We start from the raw sequence: 22,811 nt of genomic DNA on the forward strand, positions 1-22,811 counted from the left end.
CCTCCCCTAACGTACGGTTAATCTTGGATCTAATACGATATATATAAAATCTACAATTATATGGACAGTGACAAATAGACATGAAGTAAACACTACATATCCTTGAATGACTGGATAATCTCGCATATTAATGGCATCAATTATATACTTTCCTAACCCAGGCCAAGAAAAAATAGTTTCTACAATTACACTTCCAGCTAGCATAAATGCTAAACTAGTCCCAAGCATGGTTAGCACTGGTAGAAAAGCGTGTTTAAAAATATGAAAAATAAAGATTCTTGTTCTTGAAATACCTCTCATTTTTGCAGCCTTAACAAAAGGTTGATTGTTCAGCTCGAGCATATTTGTTCGAAGGATACGAGCATACACCATTCCCAAACCCAATCCCAGGGTTATAGCAGGTAGCACAAGGTGTTGTAATGTTCCACGACCCATAGAAGGAAACCAACCAAATTGAACAGAGAAAAAATAAATAAATAGAAATCCCAACCAAAAGGTAGGAACGGAAGAACCGACAATGGCCAGAATTCTTCCCACTAAATCCAAGCAGTTATTAGAATAAATAGCCGTAGAAATCCCCAAAATGATCGTCACAAAAAACATAACAAGTAATCCAGCGAATGCCAGTTCCAACGTCGCGGGTAGCCTATATACTAATTCCTTTACAACGGGTTCTTTGGAAACATAGGATGTCCCCCAATCCCATAAAATAGCGTCTTTTAACCAATGAATATATTGACTCCATAAGCTCTCTGTCAAACCTAATTCTGCTCTTAAGGCTATCAATGCTTCTTCAGATGCTGGCACATTATGCTTGGTTAATAGGATATATGCTGGATCACCTGGTGCTAACCTTAATAATAGAAAAGTGAAAGTAGATACGAAAAAAATCACGAAAAACAAATGCAATAAACGGGCTAACCCATAACGAATCATATGCTTCCCTACTTACTTATATCAAGCTGGGAGTGAATATAGTAATACTCAATAGGATGTGGAGTAAACCCTTCCACCCCTTTTTTAGCACTAAATACGGTCTTGGGATGAACAATAAATGATTGTGGCACGTCATTAATAATCAAATCTTGAATTTCAATCGCTACCTGATCACGCTTCGCTCGGTCAGTAGTTTCATTTAATTCATTGATTTTCTGATCAACGATTGGAGATTCATAGTTACTAATATTAGATTCACTACTTGATTGATAGAACATACTTAAAAAGTATTGCGGATCTCCAGTATGCGCAGTTAGCATGCTATACATGGATAAATCCCAATCTTCATTCATTAACGCTTCATCAATATTTTCTACTTGACGTATACTTACTTTTATTCCTTGTTTCAATAATTCACTTTGAATTACCTCCGCCATAACGGTTAACTCCGGACGTTGTGGAAAGGTAAAAAGTGTAACATCAAATATAGTCCCTTGCCTTTCCCAAATACCTTCTTCATTTTTCTTCCAACCTGCTTTTTTTAGTAACTCACTACTAGATAGCGATGGTTCTAGTTTCGCAACATTCCCAAATGAGAATACTTCCGGAAAGGGACTTTTTGCTTCTGTACCTGCATTTAGCATAATAGATTGAACAATCTCTTCACGTGGAGTATTCAAATCAACCACTTTTCTAAGAGCTAATTCCTTAAAAAATGGGGAATTCATATTAAACATCAACATATGAGTTCGTAATGATGGAGTGACGTATACTTCAAATTTTTCATCCTTTTCTAATACTGCCATGTTATCAATCGGAATATCTGTCGCACCATCCACATCACCTGATTGAAGTGACATTAATCTCGTAGTTCCTTCTGGAATATACTTAATGATTACTTCAGACAATAGCGCTTGTTCTCCCCAATAATCTTCAAATCTTTCCACAACAAGGGATTCATCTTTTTTAAATTGTTTAAACGAAAAGGCTCCTGTAAGAGCAGGATAACGATTCTCATCATCTATAGTGCTTACATCCGCGATCATTGTAGATGGATCTGCTAAATGAGGAATTAATGCTGCGTTCGCTTGTACAGTGACAATTATTAACTCATGTGCGGATACAACCTCTATGGTTTCAATGTTCAAAAGGTCTTTTACTTTTGGATCCTTCTCTATCGAGCGCAGTAAGGAATTCTTTACACTTGACGCATCCATCGCTTTTCCGTTGTGAAAACTAACATTCTCCTCAAGCTTAAATCTCCATGTAGTAGCATCTTCTTGCGTCCATTCTTTCGCTAACCACGGATTAACTTGTAAATCTTCATCCAACTTTACCAATGTTTCTCCTGTTCCTGTACGCATAACCTCCCAACTATCACTACCATGGGGGTCAAGACTTTGTGGACTCCAAGGGAATGCCAGAGTCATTTTTTTATCTTTTTTAGGGGAATCTCCAATTCCAATAGTTTTTTCCTGGCTACATCCAGAGAACACGATTAGGAAACAAACAAAAAAATACACCATTTTCCCCTTACCATATTTACACATAAAAACACCTCCATTATTAAATAAAAAAAGCACTTCCAACCGTAATAACGAAAGCGGTCAGAAATACTTTTTATGATAGAGGGAAATAGGAATCTAACCACCTCCCTAAAATCCCGTAGGTCAATCGGCGATGTTAAAATAGGCAGGTCTCCTGACTTAAGGAAACATTCAAACCTTACCAGGAGTACCCCAGTGGTATATAATACTTTGACCTATTCCCTTCCAAAACCAGTTGACTATCCTCTAATTATGGTGATGATGATGTTCATACCCATGTTCTTCCGCATATTTACGGAAATTTTCTAAATCTTGCATTCCAGTCGATGTACCGTTTAAGGCCTGGTTCATACGTTCTAACAGTACCGTTCTTAACTTTGGATGATAGCCAAAATACTGTGCTATATCTATTGATACATGCGGATAAGACTCTTTAAACTGTTCGGCCATTTTATTCATTCTTTTCATTAAAATGCCCGTAAATAAAAAATACGGCAGCATGATGATTTTTTTTGCGCCCAATTTAATGCAGCGTTCCATCCCATCCTGCACAGTTGGCGTCGTTACCCCCATAAAGGCACTTTCAACAATAGGTACATTTAATTTCTCCCACAATAATCTGCTAATTTTATAAAAATCACCATTAGCATATGGATCGCTGCCGCCTCGTCCAATTAATAAAATGGCCGTATCCTCATGCTTTTGCTCCACATCAAAACCTGTTTCAGTAAGTCTTGTTTTTAAAATTTCAAAAACTTCCTCATGAACACCTATCGTTTGGCCATAGGTAAATTGAACATCTGGGAAATGCTCTTTTGCATGTTCAATTTCTGCAGGAATGTGCAATTTTGAGTGTCCTGCATGTAATAAAATGATGGGAATTACATGTATTTCATCCGCACCTTTTTCAACACATATCTGAATCCCATCTTCAATATTTGGTGTTGCAAATTCTAAAAAGCATGTTTCTACTAAAAGGGCTGGATCAATGTATTCTTTCATCTGCCCGATAAATTCGCGAACCTCTATATTTCCTGCCTCCAGCCTGCTACCATGTCCAACAAATAATACAGCTTTTTTAATTGGTCCATTACCTTTCTTGTATTTTTCAATTCCTTTTATGCGGTCTTCGCTGCGCTTCCGCACACCGTGCTCCATTGAATAAATGATAGCATCTTGTTCAACTGCCTCATGAACAATATCACGAGCGGTTTCTTCATGTTGAACCGAATACCATGTCCCTTTTGGGTAATCAATTACTACGCATTTATCTTTACAGCGGCCGTTACATCGTGTACGGGATGTATGAATATGCTCATCCAAACGGTTTTTACGGATTTCATCACGAATTTGCTGCGTGACCTCTTCAGCTCCTGCTGCCATACAGGTTGCCCCATTGCAAATAAGTAAGTGACGCTGCATTTGTGTTAAATCCCATGTCGTCATAAAGTTACCTCCCTCTCTCCATCATCTTGGACCCTCTATATCTCTTTGTTATATCAACAGAGCCTCCGATTAAAGCACGTATATTAGAGGTTAAAACGAAACTTAGTCATGTAACTTCACAGGCTCCCAACTAATGATCGCAGCATAGAATGTGTGACGGTATACATACTGGCCATTCTCCATAGCAATAAAACCTTCGAGTGATGCTTTCACATGTGCCATATCAAACTGGGGTGATAAGATTTTTTTGCTTTGTGCTTCATATAATTGCTGCAACGTATCATAACGATACTCACGCTCCAGCTTGAGCATTTCACAATTTGCAAAAATCCCTAACTGATACAGCATATTGACGATGGTAATATAATCACGGCGAGGATATTTAATGTAATAGCCAAACTGCTCATCTAAAATAACGTAATGCGGCTGAATAGGTCCTGTTGTTAAGCCAATGATGGCTCGCTTTTTGGCAAGCCGGTTCATTTTTTTCAACGCCGCATTCATTTCATACATACGATAAAAGCAGTTCACCCCAATAACAACATCATGTTGCTCAATTTGCGCTTTTTCCCATTTACTATGAACGAACCGAACATTTGCATCGTTTTCAAAGTATTGTTTTAAATAATCAAGCACACTTTCAGAACCATCCACTAACGTTAATCTTTTGACGTTTTGACGGAGTTGAAAGGTATAATTGCCCCAGCCCGGCCCCATTTCAATACAAGATGCATTCTGCGGGATATGCTGTTTCATTACTTCGTAAATTTTTTTTGCATAGTTATCTGTTTGCTTGTATGTTTTTTTCCTCATGGACTGAGCCCAAAATGCTTCTTCCAGTTCATCATCAATCATTCGTTCTGGCATCTTGCCATGCCAGTTTAACATGCCTTCTTTCCACAGCTTTTCAAAATCAAAGCGTAAAGGGGATCCTTTTTTCATTGAACTTTCTCCTCAATCTCGACAACCTAAATGGACAATCCTTCTCTGGTGAATTGGGTGCCTGTTTGTGATTTAAATATGGCGTCCTCAATGCTTAAAACTCAAGCCCCTTCATCGCTTTAACATCATGATCAGTATAATAATGTTTTGTAGCATCAATCGTTGACACTAAATCAGCTAAAGCGAGTAAAGATGGATGAGCAGAACGGCCTGTGATTATTAGGTGCATCGTTTTGGGACGGTTTTGTATGGCCGCTAACACCTCATGTAACGGCAATACATCATCGATTGGAAAACGTGTGATGGCTAACGCATTATTCAACTCATCCAGCACTAAAACATCTGTTGTTACATCATTTAGCTCTTCTTTTACTGTCTGCCAGGCTTTCGCCAGTGCTTCGCGATGCTCCTCCGGTGTTTTCGTCCATGTAAAACCGACACCTAATTGCACGGTTTCAATACCGAGTTTTCGCAGGGCAATTTGTTCACCATATGTACGTTCAGGTGATTTAATAAATTGAAAGTATTTCACCTTCATGCCGCGGCCAATTGCACGTAATACTACACCAAGTGAAGCAGTTGTTTTTCCTTTGCCTTCTCCTGTGTAAACTAACAACATCCCCTGTCGAGCCATGTACTAACCTCCCTATAACCACGTTGTTTTTTCTGCAAATGGTGTACGCTTTTTTACGGAAGTAATCTCTTCTGCAGGGTAACCAATGCATAACGTGCCTACTAATTGCTCTTCATCCGTTGCACCAATAAAATCATGTAATGCTGTATCATGCACTAAACCGACACCGCGTGTACGCCATACCATGCCTAAACCCAGCTGTTCGGCTATTAACCACATCGACATAATCGCACTGCTGACTGCAAAGGTATTATCTTTGGTTGCTCCTTCATCTCCAGCCACAATGGCTGATGTCACCACAATGACAAGCGGTGTTTTTGTGATGGCTTCCATTGAGCTTTCCACTAAATGTGGTTTTGCTGGGAAACGCCTTTGTAAATAATCAAGCGCCACCTGCTCATAACGTTTTAAGCTGTCGCCCTGTAATACATAGAAATGCCAGGGTTCACGCATACGGTCATTTGGTGCAAACGTTGCTGCTTCTAATAACGTCTCAATTTTGTCCCGTTCCACTTCGCGAGTTTCAAATTGGCGAATCGCTCGGCGTTTTTTTAATACATCTAACATAATTCATGCTCCTTTTCTATAAACCAGGCAATTTGATCCCGTACACTAACCACCTCGCCAACTAAAATCATAGATGGATTTGAGATACGATGGATTTGAATATCTTGTGCAATCGTGGAGAGATTGCCTGTAATTGTACGCTGATTTTTGGTTGTGCCCCATTCAATGACAGCAACAGGGGTTGTTTCACTTTTGCCATAGGTTATTAAGCTTTTCGTAATATGAGCGATATTGCCTATGCTCATATAAAAAGCTACTGTATCAATTTGAGCAAGCGCGGACCAATTTAAAAAGTTCTGCTCCTTTTCTTGACGGCCATGACCAGTAACGATCGCAAAGCTTACGGCATGATCACGATGTGTCACAGGAATCCCAGCATAAGCAGGCGCAGCAATCCCCGCTGTAATACCAGGCACGATTTCAAATGGAATATCTGCTTGCCGTAAAATTGCGGCTTCTTCTGCACCACGCCCAAAGACAAATGGGTCACCGCCTTTTAAGCGGAGAACCTGCTTACCAAGATTGGCTTGTTCCACTAGCACACGATGAATTTCATCCTGAATCAGTCCATGCCTGCCTGGTTCTTTTCCACAATAAATCAGCTCGGTGTCTGCTTTCGCATGTTTTAGTAATTCCGCATTCACCAGTCGGTCATATAAAATCACATCCGCTTGCTGAATGCACTCTAATCCACGAATCGTCAATAGTTTTGGGTCACCAGGACCAGCTCCTACAATATATACAAATCCGCTCAACGTATTTCTCCTATACGCTGCCGCAGCCACGCTTCACATTTTTGTTTTTCACCTTGTTCCATCCATTGTAATAACTGTGGATTCAGGAGCTCTGCTAATAGCTGTTTTTTCGCATCACCCGTAAACACTTGTAAAATCCGCTGACGTGCTTCCCTTAAAAATGAAACATACTGCACGTAATGTACTCCAAATTGCTCTTCTAATTCCGTCTTTACTTGGCGGGTCAGACCTGGACTTGCTCCAGACGTCGATACAGTCAATACGAAATCACCACGGCGAACGACGGCTGGGTTGATGAAATCAACACGTCCTTTTGCATCCGCACGGCTGAGTAATTGCCAATGCTGTGTCGCTTCTTCCACTGCATTATTTACCTCTTCGTCATTTGTTACGGCGAAAACCAGTAATGCATCATCTAAATCAGCAGGTACAAATGTCTTTTCTTTCCAAGTCACAAACCCTTCATTGATGTAGTGCTGCAATTTTTCGGTTACCGTTGGGCTTATCACTGTCACTAGTGCCTTTGTTGGCAATAGTGCTTCTACCTTTTGACGAGCTACATGACCACCCCCAACAATAACAACCTTTTTATAGTCAATATTCATTAATAGTGGGAAATAATTCATTGTTTATCCTCCAAACATGCTGTCAGCCAATTTTTCACAAGCTGTGGATTTGATGCGAAATGAAAGTGTGTATAACCAGCAACAATATTTTTATGAAGATAACCTTCCTGCTGAGCACGAAAACGGCCTTTACTAAAATAAGCTGGTGATGTATGTTCCCCCTCATAAGTCGAGTAATGGAACTCATGACCTTTTGCCTGCTCCTCTTCATTGATTAGAAAGTTGCCTGGTACACCTGTAATTTCCCGGTAACCAAGTGCCGCTAATTTATCTTGCATCCGCACACGTCCTGGAATGATCCCGAGCATTGGGAATACCTGTCCTTGACGATTCACAATTTCATCTGTTAAATACATAAAACCGCCGCATTCCGCTAATGTTGGCACCCCTCGCTCAAGCGCGGCTCTTATCGATTGCTTCGTTTCCTCATTTTTTGCCAACCTTTCTGCAAACTCTTCCGGGAAACCGCCGCCGATATACAACCCCTGGGCTTTTTCTGGAACTTCCTCATTTTGTAATGGAGAGAAGTAATGCAACGTGGCACCATATATACGGAGTAATTCTAGGTTTTCTTCATAATAGAAGTTAAAGGCCGCATCCTTTGCAACTGCAATATGTACTTCTTGTTTTTGCGGCTGTACATCAAAGATAGATTCAGAAACGTCCAATGATTGTGTTTTTGTAATTTCTAGAAGTTGTTCAATATTCACTGTTTCTTCGATTGCTTCTGCAAGACTATCAAAATATGAATCTAAATCACCACGCTCAATGGCTGGTACTAAACCCAGATGACGGCTTGGCATCAAAGGGACAGCTCCTTTAGGCAGATAGCCAATGACAGGAACTCGACATTCTTCTTCAATTGCTGCTTTGACAATTTCAAAATGGCTTTTACTTCCTAATTGGTTGGCAATAACACCCACAATATTGGAGCATTCATCTAACATTTGAAATCCTTTGACAATTGCAGCCGCACTTCTTGCCATACTTGCTGCATTGACAATTAAAATGACGGGACTTTTTGTAATCTCACTAATATGAGCAGCAGATCCTTCATTTGATAATGGGGATTTGCCATCATAAAACCCCATCACTCCTTCAATAATAGCTGCATCTGCATCTTTGCTCGCTCTTGAGACAATAGCACGGACTGTATCATGGGACATCATGAAACTATCAATATTACGAGAAGGGCGTTTTGTGACAGCTGTATGATACGTCGGGTCAATATAGTCTGGGCCGCATTTAAAGCCCTGGACTGTTAATCCACGCTTCATAAGCGTACGCATGATGCCGATTGTGAATGTTGTTTTTCCAACACCGCTTCCTGTGCCGGCTAGAACAAATCGATTCATCTTACTTCCTCCTCAAAGTTGACACGTGCAATGGATATAGTCACATTTCCGCTTTTCTTTTTCTTCAGCAGTAACTCTTTCGCATTCGCATAACGCAATGCGGCCGGTTCACTGACCCCATATGCACCTGTATATTTAAAGACTGTTTCCGATGGGTTTTGCATCGGTATTTCATTTAGCTGGTCAGGTGTGTAAGTTACAAACGTCCAGTTATGTTTAGCAGTTAATTCAAGAAGGCCTGTTTCATTCCTCTTTAAGTCGATGGTCGCAACTGCTTTGACACTTTTTTTACTTAAACACAGCTCCGCTAGTGTTTCATCAATGACTTGTTCAATTTCTGCCATTGCCGTACCACGATTACAGCCAATTCCAAGTACAATTGATTTTGGGCGATACATAACTCCGTTCTCGAGCAGCAACTCTTCATGTGCCTCAAGTAAACGATCTGTAATAAGCAGTGCCGCTTTTGGCTTTGCCATGATCGCTTCATTTATCGTAGGGTAAATTTTCAAATGGTCCGGCATTGAACGATCGTACATCCACCAATTTTTTTCACCCGTTTCCTGCACAATTGCAACATGCTCTTCATTTACAACCGAAGCACTAACAGGTGTTAATTTTTCTTCACTATCCCAAACCCACCCAAATTGGGCGCCAAATAAATCTACCGGAATTGTTTTTTGAACATCTGATGCGGTTGTAACAACAGGTGCTGCACCAATCGCATTGGCAAATTCATGGGTTAAGGCATTAGCACCGCCAATATGCCCTGATAAAACACTAACGACATACTGACCTTTATCATCTACCACTAACACGGCAGGGTCTTTCTTTTTATCAATCAAAAGCGGAGCAATCATACGAACGACAGCACCGAGGGAAATGATGCAAATGATTCCTTTATACTGCTGGAACAAAGCGGGCAATAATAGGCGAACCGTACCATCAAATAACTGAATATGACGGGTCTCTTCGTCCCCCTGTTCGAATTTCTTCATATAATATAGGTCCGCATAGGGGAATTTTTCAGCGTAGCTTCTTGCATGTGCCACCCCATGTTTCGTGATGGCAACGAGGGCGTATGGTTTTCGCTTTACAATAATAGGGATTTCACCTTCTCGTAAACTAATCATTCCCCTTCACACCTTTGCGGAAGCCATGAGTAAAAGTTTTGTCATAGAGCTTCGAACGATAATTTTTTTCATGGATATGCGGGTCTAATGCCCAGCCTGCTAGAATCATCGCATGCTTACGAATGCCATTGACACGCATTGCCTCATCTAATTCAGCCAGTGTTGTCCGCACAATTTTTTGGTCAGGCCACGAAGCACGCTGTACAACAGCAACTGGTGTATCATCCGCCCAGCCTGCTGCCTGCAATTCTTTAGTAATTTTCTTTGTTAATGTCGCACTTAAAAACATGGCAATCGTACAGTGATGGCTCGCCAGTGCCTGTAATTTTTCAAGTTCTGGCACAGGTGTACGCCCTTCAGCCCGCGTTAAAATGAGGGTTTGAGTTAAATCAGGAATCGTCAGCTCTGCACCAACTGCTGCTGCAGACGCAAAAACAGAACTTACACCTGGTACAACTTCATAGCTAATATGATGCTGCTTCAATAGAGCTACTTGCTCCATCGTTGCCCCGTACATCGCCGGGTCCCCTGTATGTAAACGTACAACCTTTTTTCCTGCGTCGACACGCTCGACAATACAATCCACCATTTCCTGAAGATGCATCCCTGCTGTGCGGATAATTTCTGCCGACTCCTTCGCCTCCGCAACTAACGTTTCGCTTACGAGTGAATCCGTATACATCACAACATCCGCTTCTTTTAATAGCTTTAACCCTTTCACCGTGATTAAATCCGGATCTCCCGGACCTGCTCCGATAATCCAAATTTTTTTCATTATTTGCGCACCACCATACATGACAAGTAATTTAATTCTGCACCCCGTAGTTCATTGATCTTCCAAATTACCTCTTCATCAGATGTAACTTTTGTAACGACATGTGCTTTCTCTAATAAATTCATTTCCTCCAGTAGATCGAGCATTGCGTCTATAACTTTTGCTACTTTGATAAAGACGATTGCATCGTGGTCTTCAATTACTCGGCGCATTTCTTCCATATCCTCCGTAGCCGGAATCATGGCGACCTGGTCATCACCATCCGCCAACGCAATCCCTAAGCGATTAACAGAACCATTAAACGACGAAATGCCTGCGACCGTTTCAATCGGAACATCAGGGTACATCGATTTCATTAAGTTCATTAAATGTATAAATGTGCTAAACAGCATCGGATCCCCTTCAGTCACAAAAGCTACATCTTTTCCTTGAACTAAATAGCTATAAATAGCTTCCACTGATTTTGTCCACTCAGTTCTTAGAGTATCTTCATCTTTTGTCATGGGGAATACTAAACCAAGCATCTCTTTTTCTGCCGGGTTAATATACACTTCCACAATACGATGGGCATAAGATTTGCTGCCCTTTAATTTTTTGGGGTAAGCAATGACCGGACTTTCCTGCAATCTGCGAAATGCTTTTACTGTGATTAATTCTGGATCTCCCGGCCCAACACCTAATCCATATAAGGTTCCCATTCTCATGATTCTTTTCCTTTCCTTGCCGTCACAATATAGATTGGATTTAACGGTTCAAAACGTGTTAAATTTAAGATTGGCTTACTTTTTGAAATTTGTACCTGTAATATCGTTACTTCACAGCCTAATGCTTTTAGATGCTGCAGCGCTTCTGCCAGATTTTCAATCGTGGCAATATTCATAACAAGTCGTCCATTTGGCTGTAAGCGTGAAATACATGTTTGCAATAAATGCTCCATATTTCCACCGTTTCCGCCAATAAAAATCGCATGCGGATCTGGAAATTCATCCAGACGGTCAGGTGCCTTCCCCAGCACTGCAACAAAATCTGTACGATGTTTTAATTGATTTTCCAAGCAGTTTTTAAGATCACCATCATTTTTTTCAATGGCATAAACGGCACCTTCCCTAGCCATTTTCGATGCCTCTATTGCAACTGAACCTGTGCAGGTTCCAATATCCCAAACAATGCTATTTTCCTTAATTCCTAACTCCTGGAGACAAAGAGTCCTAATTTCTTTTTTCGTAATTAATCCTTTATCTGGCTTTCTTTGAAGAAAAGCATCATCCGAAATTCCAATAGAGGCGCGTTCGACCGACACTCGTTGTTTTAAAACCACAACATTCAATGGAAAAAAGGAGCTTTGCTCCATCTCGTCTAAGGTAAAAAAGCGGCAACGTTCGTTTTCACCTTGTAGATTTTCAGCAACGAAGGCATCATATTCTGTCATTCCAAATCGCTTTAAATACGTTGCAATTGCCTGCGGAGAATTCATTTCATCTGTTAAAACAGCAATTTTTTTACGCCCATCAATTCTTTGTGCAAACCCTTTTATGGATCGGCCGTGCAAGCTGACAATATACGCATCCTGCCAACTTTCCTTCATTTTAGAAAAAGCGAGCTGTACCGAGCTGGTATAAGGATAAATCTCTAATGGAAGCTTCTTCGCAAGAACACTGCCAAGTCCATAAAACAGTGGATCACCGGATACTAATATAACGACATTTCGTGTTTCTTGCTGTAATTCAGCTGTTAACACTGACAAACCGCCTTTTATTACTTTTTTTTCTTTTTTGAATTCCGGAAAAAATTGCAAATGACGCTCCCCGCCTACAAGTACATCACATTCATCGATCCAATTTGTATATTGGGGGAGCAATCCTTCCGCGCCATTATCCCCTATACCAATCATCTTCATCCAATTTGTCAATATTCTCAGCCTTTCCTAAACAATCTCCATTCATGGAATACAAGGTTGTCGACACTTTCATTTCAGTGTTCATATGATTAAGTGCATAGTAGCAGCAGTTTTTGCAAAGTGCTGCAAAGAATGCCTCGTTTCCCTGAAGCATTTCACCAACTTGTGAAGCTGTATTCGCCTGTAAAATTTCTTGCTGTGTCTCTTCATCAACACCCACTTTATTGGCTATACCTGCTAAAAATTCAAAACTAATCGGTGCACTTTTTGAATGAACCATCATCACGCCTTGGGCAACTTTTGAGAACTTCCCCATCATCCCTACTAACGAGACACTCGAAATCTTCTTCCGTGCAATATTTTTTAACGTAAAACCAACAAAATCGCCCATTTCGATAAATGCTTCTTCTGGTAAATGAGGATACTGCTGCATAGCATATTTTTCACTGCGTCCACCCGTTGTAATGACTAAGTGCTCACATCCTGATTCTTTTGCTACATTGATGGCTTGTACAATACTTGCCATATAAGCAGAACTGGAAAACGGAACCACTGTTCCCCGTGTACCTAATATCGAAATTCCGCCGATAATGCCTAACCGCCCATTCAATGTTTTTTCTGCAATTTCTTCACCATCTGGTACAGAAATGATTACTTCAATTCCACAATCCAATTTGAATTTTTCAATTGCTTCTTGTACAACCCCATAAATCATTTTACGTGGCACGGGGTTTATCGCTGCTTGACCAACTGGCACAGGTAGTCCCGCTTTTGTCACTCGCCCAACACCAACCCCGCCATCTAAATGAATGCCTTTTTCTTTTGAATAACAAACGGTACTCTGAATTCGTGCTTGATGGGTAGCATCAGGATCGTCCCCGGCATCTTTGATCGTTTCGCACATTACCCTGTCTTCTGACACTTGAAATGCGGATACTTTAAATGTTGCATACTGACCAGCCGGTAAATAAATCGTGACTTCATCTGGTACCTTTCCTACGACAAGAGCGTGCAATGCTGCCTTTGTCATGGCTGTTGCACAGGCTCCTGTCGTGTAGCCATGGCGCATTTGTGAAGGGTCTTTTTTATTTCGTTTCTTTTGCTCGTTCATCCGCCATAATCGAAATGGCATTAAGTGCAGCGACTGTCACTGTACTGCCACCCTTTCTCCCTACGTTCGTAATAAATGGAATTCCTTCCAGCACTGCTAACTCGGCTTTCGACTCTGCCGCTGAAACAAAGCCAACTGGCATTCCAATAATTAAATCCGGTTTTGCCTCACCTTCTTTAATTAAACGAATTAACTCCAACAGCGCGGTTGGCGCATTACCAATGGCATAAATCCCTCCTTCATGTAAACGCGTTGCTTTTTGCATGGAAATAATAGCCCGTGTTGTTCCTTGAGCCTTTGCTTCCTTTGAGACATCTTCATCCGCAATATAACAATGCAAGTCCCCGCCATGTTTTTGGAATCGTTTGCGGCCAGAACCGCTTTCAATCATTTGTACATCCGCCACTACATGACGGCCTGCTAAAATCGATTGAATCCCTGCCTCAATGGCATCAGGTGTAAAAATCATGCTACGGCCTAACTCAAAATCTGCTGAAGCGTGAATCACCCTCCGAACAACTAGCCATTGCTCTTCTGTAAATGAATGTTCACCCATTTCTTCTTTAATAATGGCGAAACTGTGATCATAAATCTTGTCTGGATCTACCGTTATAGGAATAAATTTTGTATTAAAGTTCATGTTTGCCAAGAATAAAACCTCCCAATAGTTGAGTTACTTCTTCAAAAGAAGTACAAAAATTTTCATATGAAATCACTGGCCTTTTTATTAAAATAACAGGAATCCCTAATTGCAGAGCAGCTGTCATTTTTTCATCTACAGATCCCACTTTGCCGCTTTCTTTTGTAATCATTAGAGTCACATTGAATTGCTCACATAGCGCTTTATTTAATGATTGCGAAAATGGGCCTTGGATCGCAATAATGTCCTTTTGTTTAATACCTAAACTATGGCACTTTTCCATATTTCCTATATTCGGAAGCATTCTGCAAATAAGCCGGATTTCATCACGTATTAAATACTTGGCGAATATCTCTAACGTTTTACTACCTGTTGTCAGCATAATCGTTCCTTTATGAGATTGAGCTAATTTAGCTGCTTCTTCATAACTATCAACTTGTGTAATTAGTGGAGATATAAACTGTTCTTCTGGCCTTTCATAACGAATATAGGGAATATCACATGCTTTTGCTGCTGCCATTGCGGTTTTCGACGCTTCTTCCGCATATGGATGGCTGGCATCAATGACACAGGTCATCTTTCGCTTCTGAATTAGCGCCATCATGTCATCAACTGATAACCGCCCTACCTGATATGGAATATGATGGGCATTTAAACTTTCGGCTGCAGATTCTGTGACAACTGTTGCTAATAAAGGATAGCCTTGGTTTTGCAATTGAATGGCTAATGCTCTCGCATCACTTGTGCCTGCTAAAAATAAAATCATGTGTTCCTCCTAATCTCCACATGGTGCCGGCTCGACTTCAATTTTGGAGCTCATATCCTGGTAGTTAAAATACTGAATACTTTTCACGCGTTTAAAATATTTAAAAAGGCGTTCATTGGGATGGGCATTTTGTTTGTACTCTTCAATAATTTTCGTAAGTAACGGCAGCAGTTGATCGGTTTCAATTCCCTCTGCTACAGGCTGTGCAGCATGGGCCGTACGGCCAACCGGCTTTGCGCCAATAAATAAATCAAATTTTTTCTTGCGGTAAACGATCCCGATATCATCGAATACTGCCCGATAACATGCCATACCGCAGCCGTTGAAACCAATATGTAATTCTTTTGGAAGCTTTAAGCCCCCTAATTTTGCTGCTATTTCTTCTGCGTATGGAATCGATTCTGCTTTTTCCCCGTAACAAAAATCACAAGCTTTTACATTTAAAACATCGCCCACAGGCATGACAGTTAAATGATTCTGTTCTAGTTTTTCAACTATCGATTCAGGCTGTGTTGTTGGAATCTTTACTAAAAAACGATGATCCGGTGTATATTCCATGGTGCCTGTGTCGCCAATGGTTTCTGCCAATACGCGCATTTGATCAGGCGTAATAAATTTATTGGCAACACCAGGTGAAACAGCAAATTCAAATATATCTTCGATTGGCTGCTGAACTACATGCAGATGTTCTATTTTTGATTTAGTCACCATGGATAAAGCCTTTAAGGCCAAATCTAATGAGGTAACTTCTTGTTTTTTTCTTTCAATTTGCTCATACCCAGCTTGCGCTTCCCCGGTTTCTTGATTCAACGCCCATGGCTCGGCTTCCTTTTTCAAACGCTGATGCGGTTTTAAGCTTTGCTTCTCTTCACCTAAAGTATATTTTCGCTGATAACCTCGAGGGGTAATGATTTTATTGTCATAAAAGAACGTAGAAGAGTTCCCAATAATAACCGTTGTTAGCATTCCAATATCATGTTCAAGCATTTCAGCCAGTGTTGTGAGCACAACATTTTGATTTTCACGATAAGCACTTTTCACAAGTCCCACCGGTGTTTCAGGAGAACGATATTTTAATAGAATATTTTGTGCCTCTACAATTTGTCGTGTTCGCCGACCGCTTTTCGGATTATATAAAGCTATTACAAAATCCGCCATCGCAGCTGCTTCAATACGCTTTTCTATTACAGTCCAAGGCGTCAAATGATCACTTAGGCTGATCGTGCAGGAATCATGCATGACTGGCGCCCCCAATAAACTCGCACAAGAATTAATGGCTGATATACCTGGAACAATTTCAACCGCAATTCCATCTTTCTCAGTCCAACCCTTCTCAATCAGCACTTCATACACTAATCCAGCCATGCCATATACCCCTGAATCTCCGCTGGAAATTACTGAGACAATATGACCTGCTTCCGCTTTCTTTACTGCATCCTGTGCACGTGACACTTCTTCAGTCATACCCGTACTGACAATGGATTTTGCTGTTACCAAATGTTCAATTAGCTCCACGTATGTTTTATAGCCAATAATACAATCACTTTGCTGCAAGGCAACTACAGCTCGATTAGTAATATGCTCCCGATCACCGGGACCGAAGCCAACAACAAAAATTTTCCCCTTTTTCATAGGCTTTCCTCCAAATAAAAATGCCTGTACTCCTTTTAAAGGGAATACAGGCATGTGAAATGACAGTATAAAAAGCATACTGAAATACAAAAACAATAGGTATAATTGTCCCGCCTATACTTCTCCCACCGAAAAGCAAGTGTCGTTTAAATAAGCAGGTTTCCTGACTTAAGCTTCTTTTTACTCTTACACCTTCCCGATTTCTCAGTGGCATTGTAATTTCATCAGCTCTTACAGTAGCGGGGGCTGTACTAGACTTTCACTAGTTTCCCTTTTACCTCACAAATGTGAGCACTTATTTAAATTTAATTATTAAATTTTTTATAAATATACCATATAAACTCGGTTAACATACTATTTTTTTTGAAAATTTAATAAAAACCTCCACTAGAATATTCCACTTAATGGAATAGAAGAGAATGGATTGATTATCCCAATTGGTACATGGGTGATTGAACAAGCCTGTAGACAATTGCAGATGTTAGCGTCAAACGATATGACTACATCAACGTAGCCGTGAATCTTTCCATCCGTCAGTTTTACCAACCCAATTTTGTGTCAATGGTGGCGAACATCATTAGAAACAAGCGGATAAAGCCTGAAAGATTACATTTCGAAATCACAGAGAGTATGACAGCAGACGTTCAACTTACAACTGCGATACTCAAGGATTTAAAGTCTCTCGGTGTCTCTATATCCATTGATGACTTTGGAACAGGTTACAGTTCCCTCAGTTATTTTAGGTCTTTTCCTATTAATACTTTAAAAATCGACCGTTCTTTCATTAAGGATATTTCACAAAATAAAGAGGACCAGGTTTTTATGGCACATAAATTAGGGTTAAAGGTCATTGGAGAAGGTGTAGAAACATCTGAACAAGCAAAATTCCTAACTGAAAACGGATGTGACATGCTTCAAGGTTACTATTTTAGCCATCCTCTTAGCGAGGACGAGCTTCTCTGTTATTTACTTAAAAAACCGATTTTAAATAACTAGTAAAACTAATATTCATTCAAACCCCACAAAATGATTGGGTTCATGAATATCACTTTTACTGTGAGTTAGGATAACTCTGTTTTAGAAAAATATATGTATTTCAATATAGCTAGCAAAACCACGAAAAAATGGGACAGTGAACCTGTCCCCACATGATCCTAAATCTGGGTTCCAGGCGGATGGTAAAAAGGTGGTACTCTAATCCAACCGCGCTTACGCATCAAATGTTTTAATCTAGTAGCAAATGCAAATTTTTCAGCTTGAAATTGAATAAACATTAAACCCACATCTGTACGAATGGATTCGGATGCAGCACCAGCAGCTTGCATAATTAAACTAACAATCTTTAAGGATAACTCATTTGCAAGTACATCATCCGTTAATTTAACACCAAGAGGAATATCATTAGAATCTGATTTTGGCATATCTTCAGGGGCAGTAGGTAACGGAACCCCTTCCTTAATCAAGAAATCATGGAGTCTTTGTCTTTGACTGTTCCCTAATTTCATATCTTCTTCAAGAATCGCTTTAAGTTCCTCATCAGAAGTCGTATTGATCCCCGCTTGAACAGATACTTTGGCTAATTCAAGGCCTGATAAATATATCCAGCACGCCATCACTTCTCCCACATGAAGAGGTTGGTCTTTGTCTTGGTCAGATTGTGATTTCATTGCATCCATAATAGTTTCTATAATATTTAACATGTCAATCCCTCCTGAACTCATTACATACTCCATAATTTCTGTCATTTAACTAGTTATTATTCAGCGGGACCTCATGTAATTTATTATAGAGCGGGACAAAGTATTCATGATTATCCCTCACTTATACGATCCAATGCGTCTTGTATTTCTTTTTCAAAGGGGATAATTTCTGAATCAAAATCCTGTTCATGGGGTAGCGTCAGGAAAATGCGGATTTACAACGTTAAGGAAACCAAAATATAAAAAGTCTAATTTCTCGGTGTTATAAGTGAAAAATTAGGCTTTAGTTACTTCATTAAAGCGCCTGATTGTTGAAGACTAAAGTTTATATTCACCAAGAAAATTGATGTGCTCTTATCCTAACAAATTTTATTTAGGACTTACATGTATGCCTTCACTCTCTCGCCAATCTGCGTAAAGTATACGCTTTACATTATCATATCCATTGGTAGTTAATTGGTTATCTAACCACTGTTGATCAAATCCGAGTTTATGTAAATTATCCCATAAAATTTCCCCATCTATAATTAACGATGTTGGGAGGTCTACTGGACTTTCTGGAAGATTGAGATCTTGCTTGTCTGGTTTTTGATACTTGGATTTTAATAATAAACTTATTTGCCCATTAGCTTCCAATATACCGTATTTGACTTCGCGAACTGAAAAGACATTATTTTGACGGAGTATACTCAATACTTGATTTACATCCAATTTGTTCTTTGTAAGTAACTTTCTGTCCATAACACCATCTCGAATGATGATGTTAGGATTGCCTAATAAGAGAGAGCGTGTCGATTTATTTTTTAGAGTCATAAACTCTATTCCCAACATAAGAAACGTCCACAATCCGATGGCATATAAAAAATGAAAAATCCCTACCTTATCTTCATAAATGTTATTTCCTAAAAAATCTCCAAGTACTAACACAAAAACTAAGTGAAACGGGGTTAACTGATAGATGGATGTTCTGCCTGTTATGATAATGATAAAAAATAAAGTTGCAAAACCAACGATGACTTTGATCGTCAGTAAACCAATATTAACTTCTTCCAAAGTTTTTTCCTCCAATTTAAATTTTACTTAGTTGTAAGATCTTGAGGTTTAGATAAAGAGGCTAGTTTTAGTATTAAAGCTCGAGTTACAATTCCAACAATGATGTAATATATGAATGAATATCTGTATCTCCACTCTAAATAATTAACAAGTTTGACCCACTCGCAAAAGGGTTCACCTATACAGGCATATGTTAGTGCCATAATGATCTGGGCTAAAATAAAAGATTTCCATGTTCTAAAATATTGATATAACAACATGTAAGCTACAGGTACCATTGAAAAATCAAAAGGAAAGGCCTTTGGGAATAAAAGGTAGGAATGCAATGGGGTAATCCCAAAAACTGTATTGTGCACCAACTACATCTAATAAGGTTGTTGTCAAGATAATTATGGTACCAAATAACAAAATTTCTAAAATAATGTCTCGTTTAACAAGTTTAGCCCATATAACCCAAGGCACAACTAAAAAAACGACTAGTATCCACCATTCCCAAGTTAAAAACTCATTTTTTAGCCAACTATTTAATTCTAAATGATAGAGCTTATCTTCTAATAAACGTATTTCCTTAAGATTTTCAAATATATTATCTATTGATATCACCTCTATATTTAAATGAAAAGGTAACAGATATTTTTGAATTCAAACTCTTTGAGCTGCCTTTTTAGTATTACCGTTTTTTAGTAATGAATTTCCATCGTAAATAAGAAAAAAACCATTGTTGGAAGTTCTTATAATACACGGGTTTTCGACTTTTTTTCAAATAAGTCAGAAATATATTAAAAACAAAGTTAAATCTAGATTTAAGATAGAACAATAAAAACAGGATACATCAACTTATAATAATGGAGAAAGCACGCGAGCACCCTGTTCAACAATGCGCTCGGTCAGGGATCGTTGCAACAAGTCTTCAATTCTTAATGGTACAGAATCAGTAAGATCCCTCTCGAACTGCTCTGTGAGTTCCCTTGCCACATCAGCACTGTACACGACTTGACACACCTCATAATTCAGGCGAAAACTTCTCATATCATAGTTTGCTGAGCCTACGGCAGCAATCTCCTCATCGATGGTCAACACCTTCGCATGTATCATTCCTTTGTCGTACTGGTAGATTTGAACTCCAGCTTCTATAAGTTCTCCGTAATAAGTACGGCTTGCAAGACCCACGATTTTTTGATTATTGTGGCGAGGAACCAGCAATCTTACACGGACACCACGAGTTACTGCTGTCTTTAATGCCATGATAATATCCGTTTCTGGTACAAAATAGGGTGTTGTTAAATCAATAGTCTTGGTCGCCTGTGTTATACATATAAAGTAAGCTTGCCGAATGACTGGGGTAGGAATTCCAGGGTTTCCTTCCAACGTATGGATATACGCTTTATGCAATGTCCTAGTTTTTCCGGATATGTCCATTTCTTTATCATCAAGGGTGCTCAACTCTGATCCCAATTCGGCTGACCATTTGGAATGATCTGCTCTGCCGATTGAATTGATTTTCGTTACCTCTGATTTTGTTTTCAAATTTGTTTTTGATTTTATCCTTTCCGGCACAGCGATTTCCCAATGAACATCAAAAACAGTCTGCAAGTCGCCTGTTGCTTCCCCTATAATTTGCAAATGAGTGTCCCTCCAAAATCCTACGTCTGGCTTTAATCCTGTATATTCATACCCAACGTTCATACCGCCAGTAAAGGATTCCTTTCTGTCAATCGTCACAATCTTACAATGATCCCGATAATTCCAATTGGACAAAATCCAGGGAAATCGCAGAGGAAATATTGTCCTGCATTCTATCCCTGCTTCAACCATCTGCCGGATTTTTTCACGCGGGAATTTATAACTCCCCAAGCTATCTCTCATAAAACGAACCTGCACTCCATTTAATGCTTTTTCGATTAGCAGTTCTGTGATTCGATTACCAATTTGGTCGTTCCGATAGATGAAATATTCCAGATCAATGGTTTCTTGGGCTTTTTGCAGGGATACAAGGAGTTGATCATATTTTGCTATCCCATTGTTAAACACTTGGACTTGGCCCATTCGAAGCCCATTCACAGTGAAATGCCGTAAAGCATTGGCAATTACCGATGCTGAAGCACCGAATGTCTCAGGTAATTTGTTAGATTCATTTTTAGAACAGGTCAATCTTTTTCGATGAATAAACTTAGGGTTTGATATGCTAAGATATAGCCAGAAACCAATGACAGGTAAAAAAAGGACGATTATTATCCAATTCAAAGCCTTGGCAGGCCGACGAACTTCCCAAATTGCTATGAATAAGATAAAGAACGTATTTAACAGGTATAGATAAAAAATCCACTCCAACTGGAATCCCTCCTTCTGTTTCTCTTAACATGTACAAACTATGTAACCAGTATACGTATGGAATATGAAGGGATTGTCTGTTATATATTATGGACTACCTTTATAAGAACTTGTATAAGATATTAAGAACGAAAAAAAGAGAATTAAGGTTGGGAAAGTTCTGACATCAAGAAAGGCGTAATGATCTGGGCACTGTCCTAACTAGAGACTTAGTGATTTTGAAAATTACCATCTGGTAAATTCCTAAATATAGGTATAATTTTTTATAAATTTGGAAAATGAAAGTGGTAAATGCAATAAGGAGTAAATAAGAGAAAACATTAATTTATATTGGGAGGAAATCGTCTTAAAATTAGTCGTTAACATCTTTTTTGTTAATGGTTAATGAATGATCGGTATCTCTAACAGCAGCATAAAAAAAATCTTTGATTTGAAGATATCCCTTTGCCTTTAGTTCTTCCTTTAACCACTTTTCATTTTTGTTGATAAATTTTAATTTACGCTTTTGCACTTTCCCTTCAATGACAACGGCTATGGGTAATCCGCGGTATTCCACTTTCATATGTAAATCTTTTGGAGTAATAGGAACTAATTCTTTTCTTGGAAAAATGCTAATTTCACCTGTTGCTTCCAAAATCGCATATTCATTATCGTGAATATCCGGATATCCTGTTGTTCTTAAATTAGACAACAGCTCAGGTAAAGGATATCTACTTTCCTTTAAATTTCGATTAAGATAAAAAAAGAATCGCTCCAAAATCATGAGGGGTAAGTTGGGCTAGAGCTGATTTCCCTAAAATATTTACTGCTACAATAAACACAATATAGATAAAAATAACTTTAACTAAAAAAATAGACACTTCTAACACCTCGTAAAAAAAATTCACCTTAGTCCGAAATTGGACTAAGGTTTTTAAACTTATTTCAATTAAAAATGGTATCTTTTTTTCGTCATGTATGAATCT

The 22,811-nt window shown here is 39.3% G+C and carries 23 protein-coding genes, 1 pseudogene and 1 riboswitch; of the genes and pseudogenes, 1 reads left to right on the top strand and 23 read right to left on the bottom strand.

Annotated elements, in window-relative coordinates:
* Positions 1-6: 6 nt before the first annotated feature.
* The 17 genes from nikB to cobJ all read right to left on the bottom strand — a co-directional run bounded on the left by nikB (position 7) and on the right by cobJ (position 16,762).
* Positions 7-936 (bottom strand): nickel ABC transporter permease, encoded by a 930-nt coding sequence (nikB, locus tag MKX65_RS11985; protein ID WP_340903777.1) that lies wholly within the window; start codon positions 934-936, stop codon positions 7-9.
* A gap of 8 nt (positions 937-944) precedes the next feature.
* Positions 945-2,486 carry an ABC transporter substrate-binding protein gene (locus tag MKX65_RS11990; protein WP_340903778.1) on the bottom strand — a complete coding sequence of 514 codons (1,542 nt, stop codon included), beginning with the start codon at positions 2,484-2,486 and terminating at the stop codon, positions 945-947.
* A 243-nt stretch (positions 2,487-2,729) separates the two neighbouring features.
* On the bottom strand, positions 2,730-3,929 hold the full coding sequence (locus tag MKX65_RS11995; RefSeq protein WP_160547603.1) for a CbiX/SirB N-terminal domain-containing protein: 1,200 nt from the start codon (positions 3,927-3,929) through the stop codon (positions 2,730-2,732).
* 102 nt (positions 3,930-4,031) lie between these two features.
* Positions 4,032-4,871, bottom strand: a complete 840-nt coding sequence (locus MKX65_RS12000; RefSeq protein WP_160547604.1) for a methyltransferase domain-containing protein — start codon at positions 4,869-4,871, stop codon at positions 4,032-4,034.
* 94 nt (positions 4,872-4,965) lie between these two features.
* Positions 4,966-5,505, bottom strand: coding sequence for a cob(I)yrinic acid a,c-diamide adenosyltransferase (locus MKX65_RS12005; RefSeq protein ID WP_160547605.1), 540 nt, complete (start codon positions 5,503-5,505; stop codon positions 4,966-4,968).
* A 12-nt stretch (positions 5,506-5,517) separates the two neighbouring features.
* Positions 5,518-6,072 carry a nitroreductase family protein gene (locus MKX65_RS12010; protein ID WP_160547606.1) on the bottom strand — a complete coding sequence of 185 codons (555 nt, stop codon included), beginning with the start codon at positions 6,070-6,072 and terminating at the stop codon, positions 5,518-5,520.
* Positions 6,066-6,827: a uroporphyrinogen-III C-methyltransferase gene (gene cobA, locus MKX65_RS12015; protein WP_160547607.1), complete on the bottom strand. Its 762-nt coding sequence runs from the start codon at positions 6,825-6,827 to the stop codon at positions 6,066-6,068. The genes MKX65_RS12010 and cobA overlap by 7 nt, the downstream gene beginning before the upstream one ends.
* Positions 6,824-7,453, bottom strand: coding sequence for a precorrin-2 dehydrogenase/sirohydrochlorin ferrochelatase family protein (locus MKX65_RS12020; RefSeq protein WP_160547608.1), 630 nt, complete (start codon positions 7,451-7,453; stop codon positions 6,824-6,826). The genes cobA and MKX65_RS12020 overlap by 4 nt, the downstream gene beginning before the upstream one ends.
* On the bottom strand, positions 7,450-8,808 hold the full coding sequence (locus MKX65_RS12025; RefSeq protein WP_160547609.1) for a cobyrinate a,c-diamide synthase: 1,359 nt from the start codon (positions 8,806-8,808) through the stop codon (positions 7,450-7,452). Before MKX65_RS12025 ends, MKX65_RS12020 begins: the two co-directional genes overlap by 4 nt.
* Positions 8,805-9,941, bottom strand: coding sequence for a cobalamin biosynthesis protein (locus MKX65_RS12030; protein WP_160547610.1), 1,137 nt, complete (start codon positions 9,939-9,941; stop codon positions 8,805-8,807). Before MKX65_RS12030 ends, MKX65_RS12025 begins: the two co-directional genes overlap by 4 nt.
* Positions 9,934-10,716: a precorrin-4 C(11)-methyltransferase gene (cobM, locus tag MKX65_RS12035; RefSeq protein ID WP_160547611.1), complete on the bottom strand. Its 783-nt coding sequence runs from the start codon at positions 10,714-10,716 to the stop codon at positions 9,934-9,936. Before cobM ends, MKX65_RS12030 begins: the two co-directional genes overlap by 8 nt.
* On the bottom strand, positions 10,716-11,420 hold the full coding sequence (gene cobI, locus MKX65_RS12040) for a precorrin-2 C(20)-methyltransferase (RefSeq protein ID WP_340903779.1): 705 nt from the start codon (positions 11,418-11,420) through the stop codon (positions 10,716-10,718). The genes cobM and cobI overlap by 1 nt, the downstream gene beginning before the upstream one ends.
* Positions 11,417-12,613, bottom strand: a complete 1,197-nt coding sequence (cbiE, locus tag MKX65_RS12045) for a precorrin-6y C5,15-methyltransferase (decarboxylating) subunit CbiE (RefSeq protein WP_340906233.1) — start codon at positions 12,611-12,613, stop codon at positions 11,417-11,419. Before cbiE ends, cobI begins: the two co-directional genes overlap by 4 nt.
* Complete coding sequence (locus MKX65_RS12050) at positions 12,588-13,724, bottom strand: cobalt-precorrin-5B (C(1))-methyltransferase (protein WP_340903780.1); 1,137 nt, start codon at positions 13,722-13,724, stop codon at positions 12,588-12,590. The genes cbiE and MKX65_RS12050 overlap by 26 nt, the downstream gene beginning before the upstream one ends.
* A complete protein-coding gene (locus MKX65_RS12055; RefSeq protein WP_340906235.1) occupies positions 13,699-14,364 on the bottom strand; it encodes a precorrin-8X methylmutase in 666 nt (221 codons plus the stop codon). Before MKX65_RS12055 ends, MKX65_RS12050 begins: the two co-directional genes overlap by 26 nt.
* Complete coding sequence (gene cobK / locus MKX65_RS12060) at positions 14,354-15,130, bottom strand: precorrin-6A reductase (protein WP_340903781.1); 777 nt, start codon at positions 15,128-15,130, stop codon at positions 14,354-14,356. The genes MKX65_RS12055 and cobK overlap by 11 nt, the downstream gene beginning before the upstream one ends.
* 9 nt (positions 15,131-15,139) lie before the next feature.
* A complete protein-coding gene (cobJ, locus tag MKX65_RS12065; RefSeq protein WP_340903782.1) occupies positions 15,140-16,762 on the bottom strand; it encodes a precorrin-3B C(17)-methyltransferase in 1,623 nt (540 codons plus the stop codon).
* A gap of 136 nt (positions 16,763-16,898) precedes the next feature.
* Positions 16,899-17,076, bottom strand: a riboswitch (cobalamin riboswitch).
* 157 nt (positions 17,077-17,233) lie between these two features.
* On the opposite strand from cobJ, the gene MKX65_RS12070 reads away from it, so the two are divergent.
* Positions 17,234-17,758, top strand: a complete 525-nt coding sequence (locus MKX65_RS12070; RefSeq protein ID WP_445677948.1) for an EAL domain-containing protein — start codon at positions 17,234-17,236, stop codon at positions 17,756-17,758.
* A 158-nt stretch (positions 17,759-17,916) separates the two neighbouring features.
* Here the strand turns inward: MKX65_RS12070 and MKX65_RS12075 are convergent, their stop codons facing one another.
* The 6 genes and pseudogenes from MKX65_RS12075 to MKX65_RS12100 form a co-directional block, all read right to left on the bottom strand.
* Positions 17,917-18,462: a DUF3231 family protein gene (locus tag MKX65_RS12075; RefSeq protein WP_340903783.1), complete on the bottom strand. Its 546-nt coding sequence runs from the start codon at positions 18,460-18,462 to the stop codon at positions 17,917-17,919.
* A gap of 369 nt (positions 18,463-18,831) precedes the next feature.
* On the bottom strand, positions 18,832-19,515 hold the full coding sequence (locus tag MKX65_RS12080) for a DUF421 domain-containing protein (RefSeq protein WP_340903784.1): 684 nt from the start codon (positions 19,513-19,515) through the stop codon (positions 18,832-18,834).
* 23 nt (positions 19,516-19,538) lie between these two features.
* On the bottom strand, positions 19,539-19,793 hold the full coding sequence (locus tag MKX65_RS12085; protein ID WP_340906239.1) for a hypothetical protein: 255 nt from the start codon (positions 19,791-19,793) through the stop codon (positions 19,539-19,541).
* A 7-nt stretch (positions 19,794-19,800) separates the two neighbouring features.
* Complete coding sequence (locus MKX65_RS12090) at positions 19,801-20,118, bottom strand: hypothetical protein (protein ID WP_340906387.1); 318 nt, start codon at positions 20,116-20,118, stop codon at positions 19,801-19,803.
* Between the two features lie 234 nt (positions 20,119-20,352).
* Complete coding sequence (locus MKX65_RS12095; RefSeq protein WP_017417921.1) at positions 20,353-21,846, bottom strand: phospholipase D-like domain-containing protein; 1,494 nt, start codon at positions 21,844-21,846, stop codon at positions 20,353-20,355.
* Between the two features lie 352 nt (positions 21,847-22,198).
* Positions 22,199-22,706 (bottom strand): annotated as a pseudogene (locus MKX65_RS12100) (DUF421 domain-containing protein).
* Positions 22,707-22,811 lie beyond the last annotated feature (105 nt).

Source organism: Robertmurraya sp. FSL R5-0851 (assembly GCF_038002965.1).
Lineage (GTDB): Bacteria > Bacillota > Bacilli > Bacillales > Cytobacillaceae > Robertmurraya_A > Robertmurraya_A beringensis.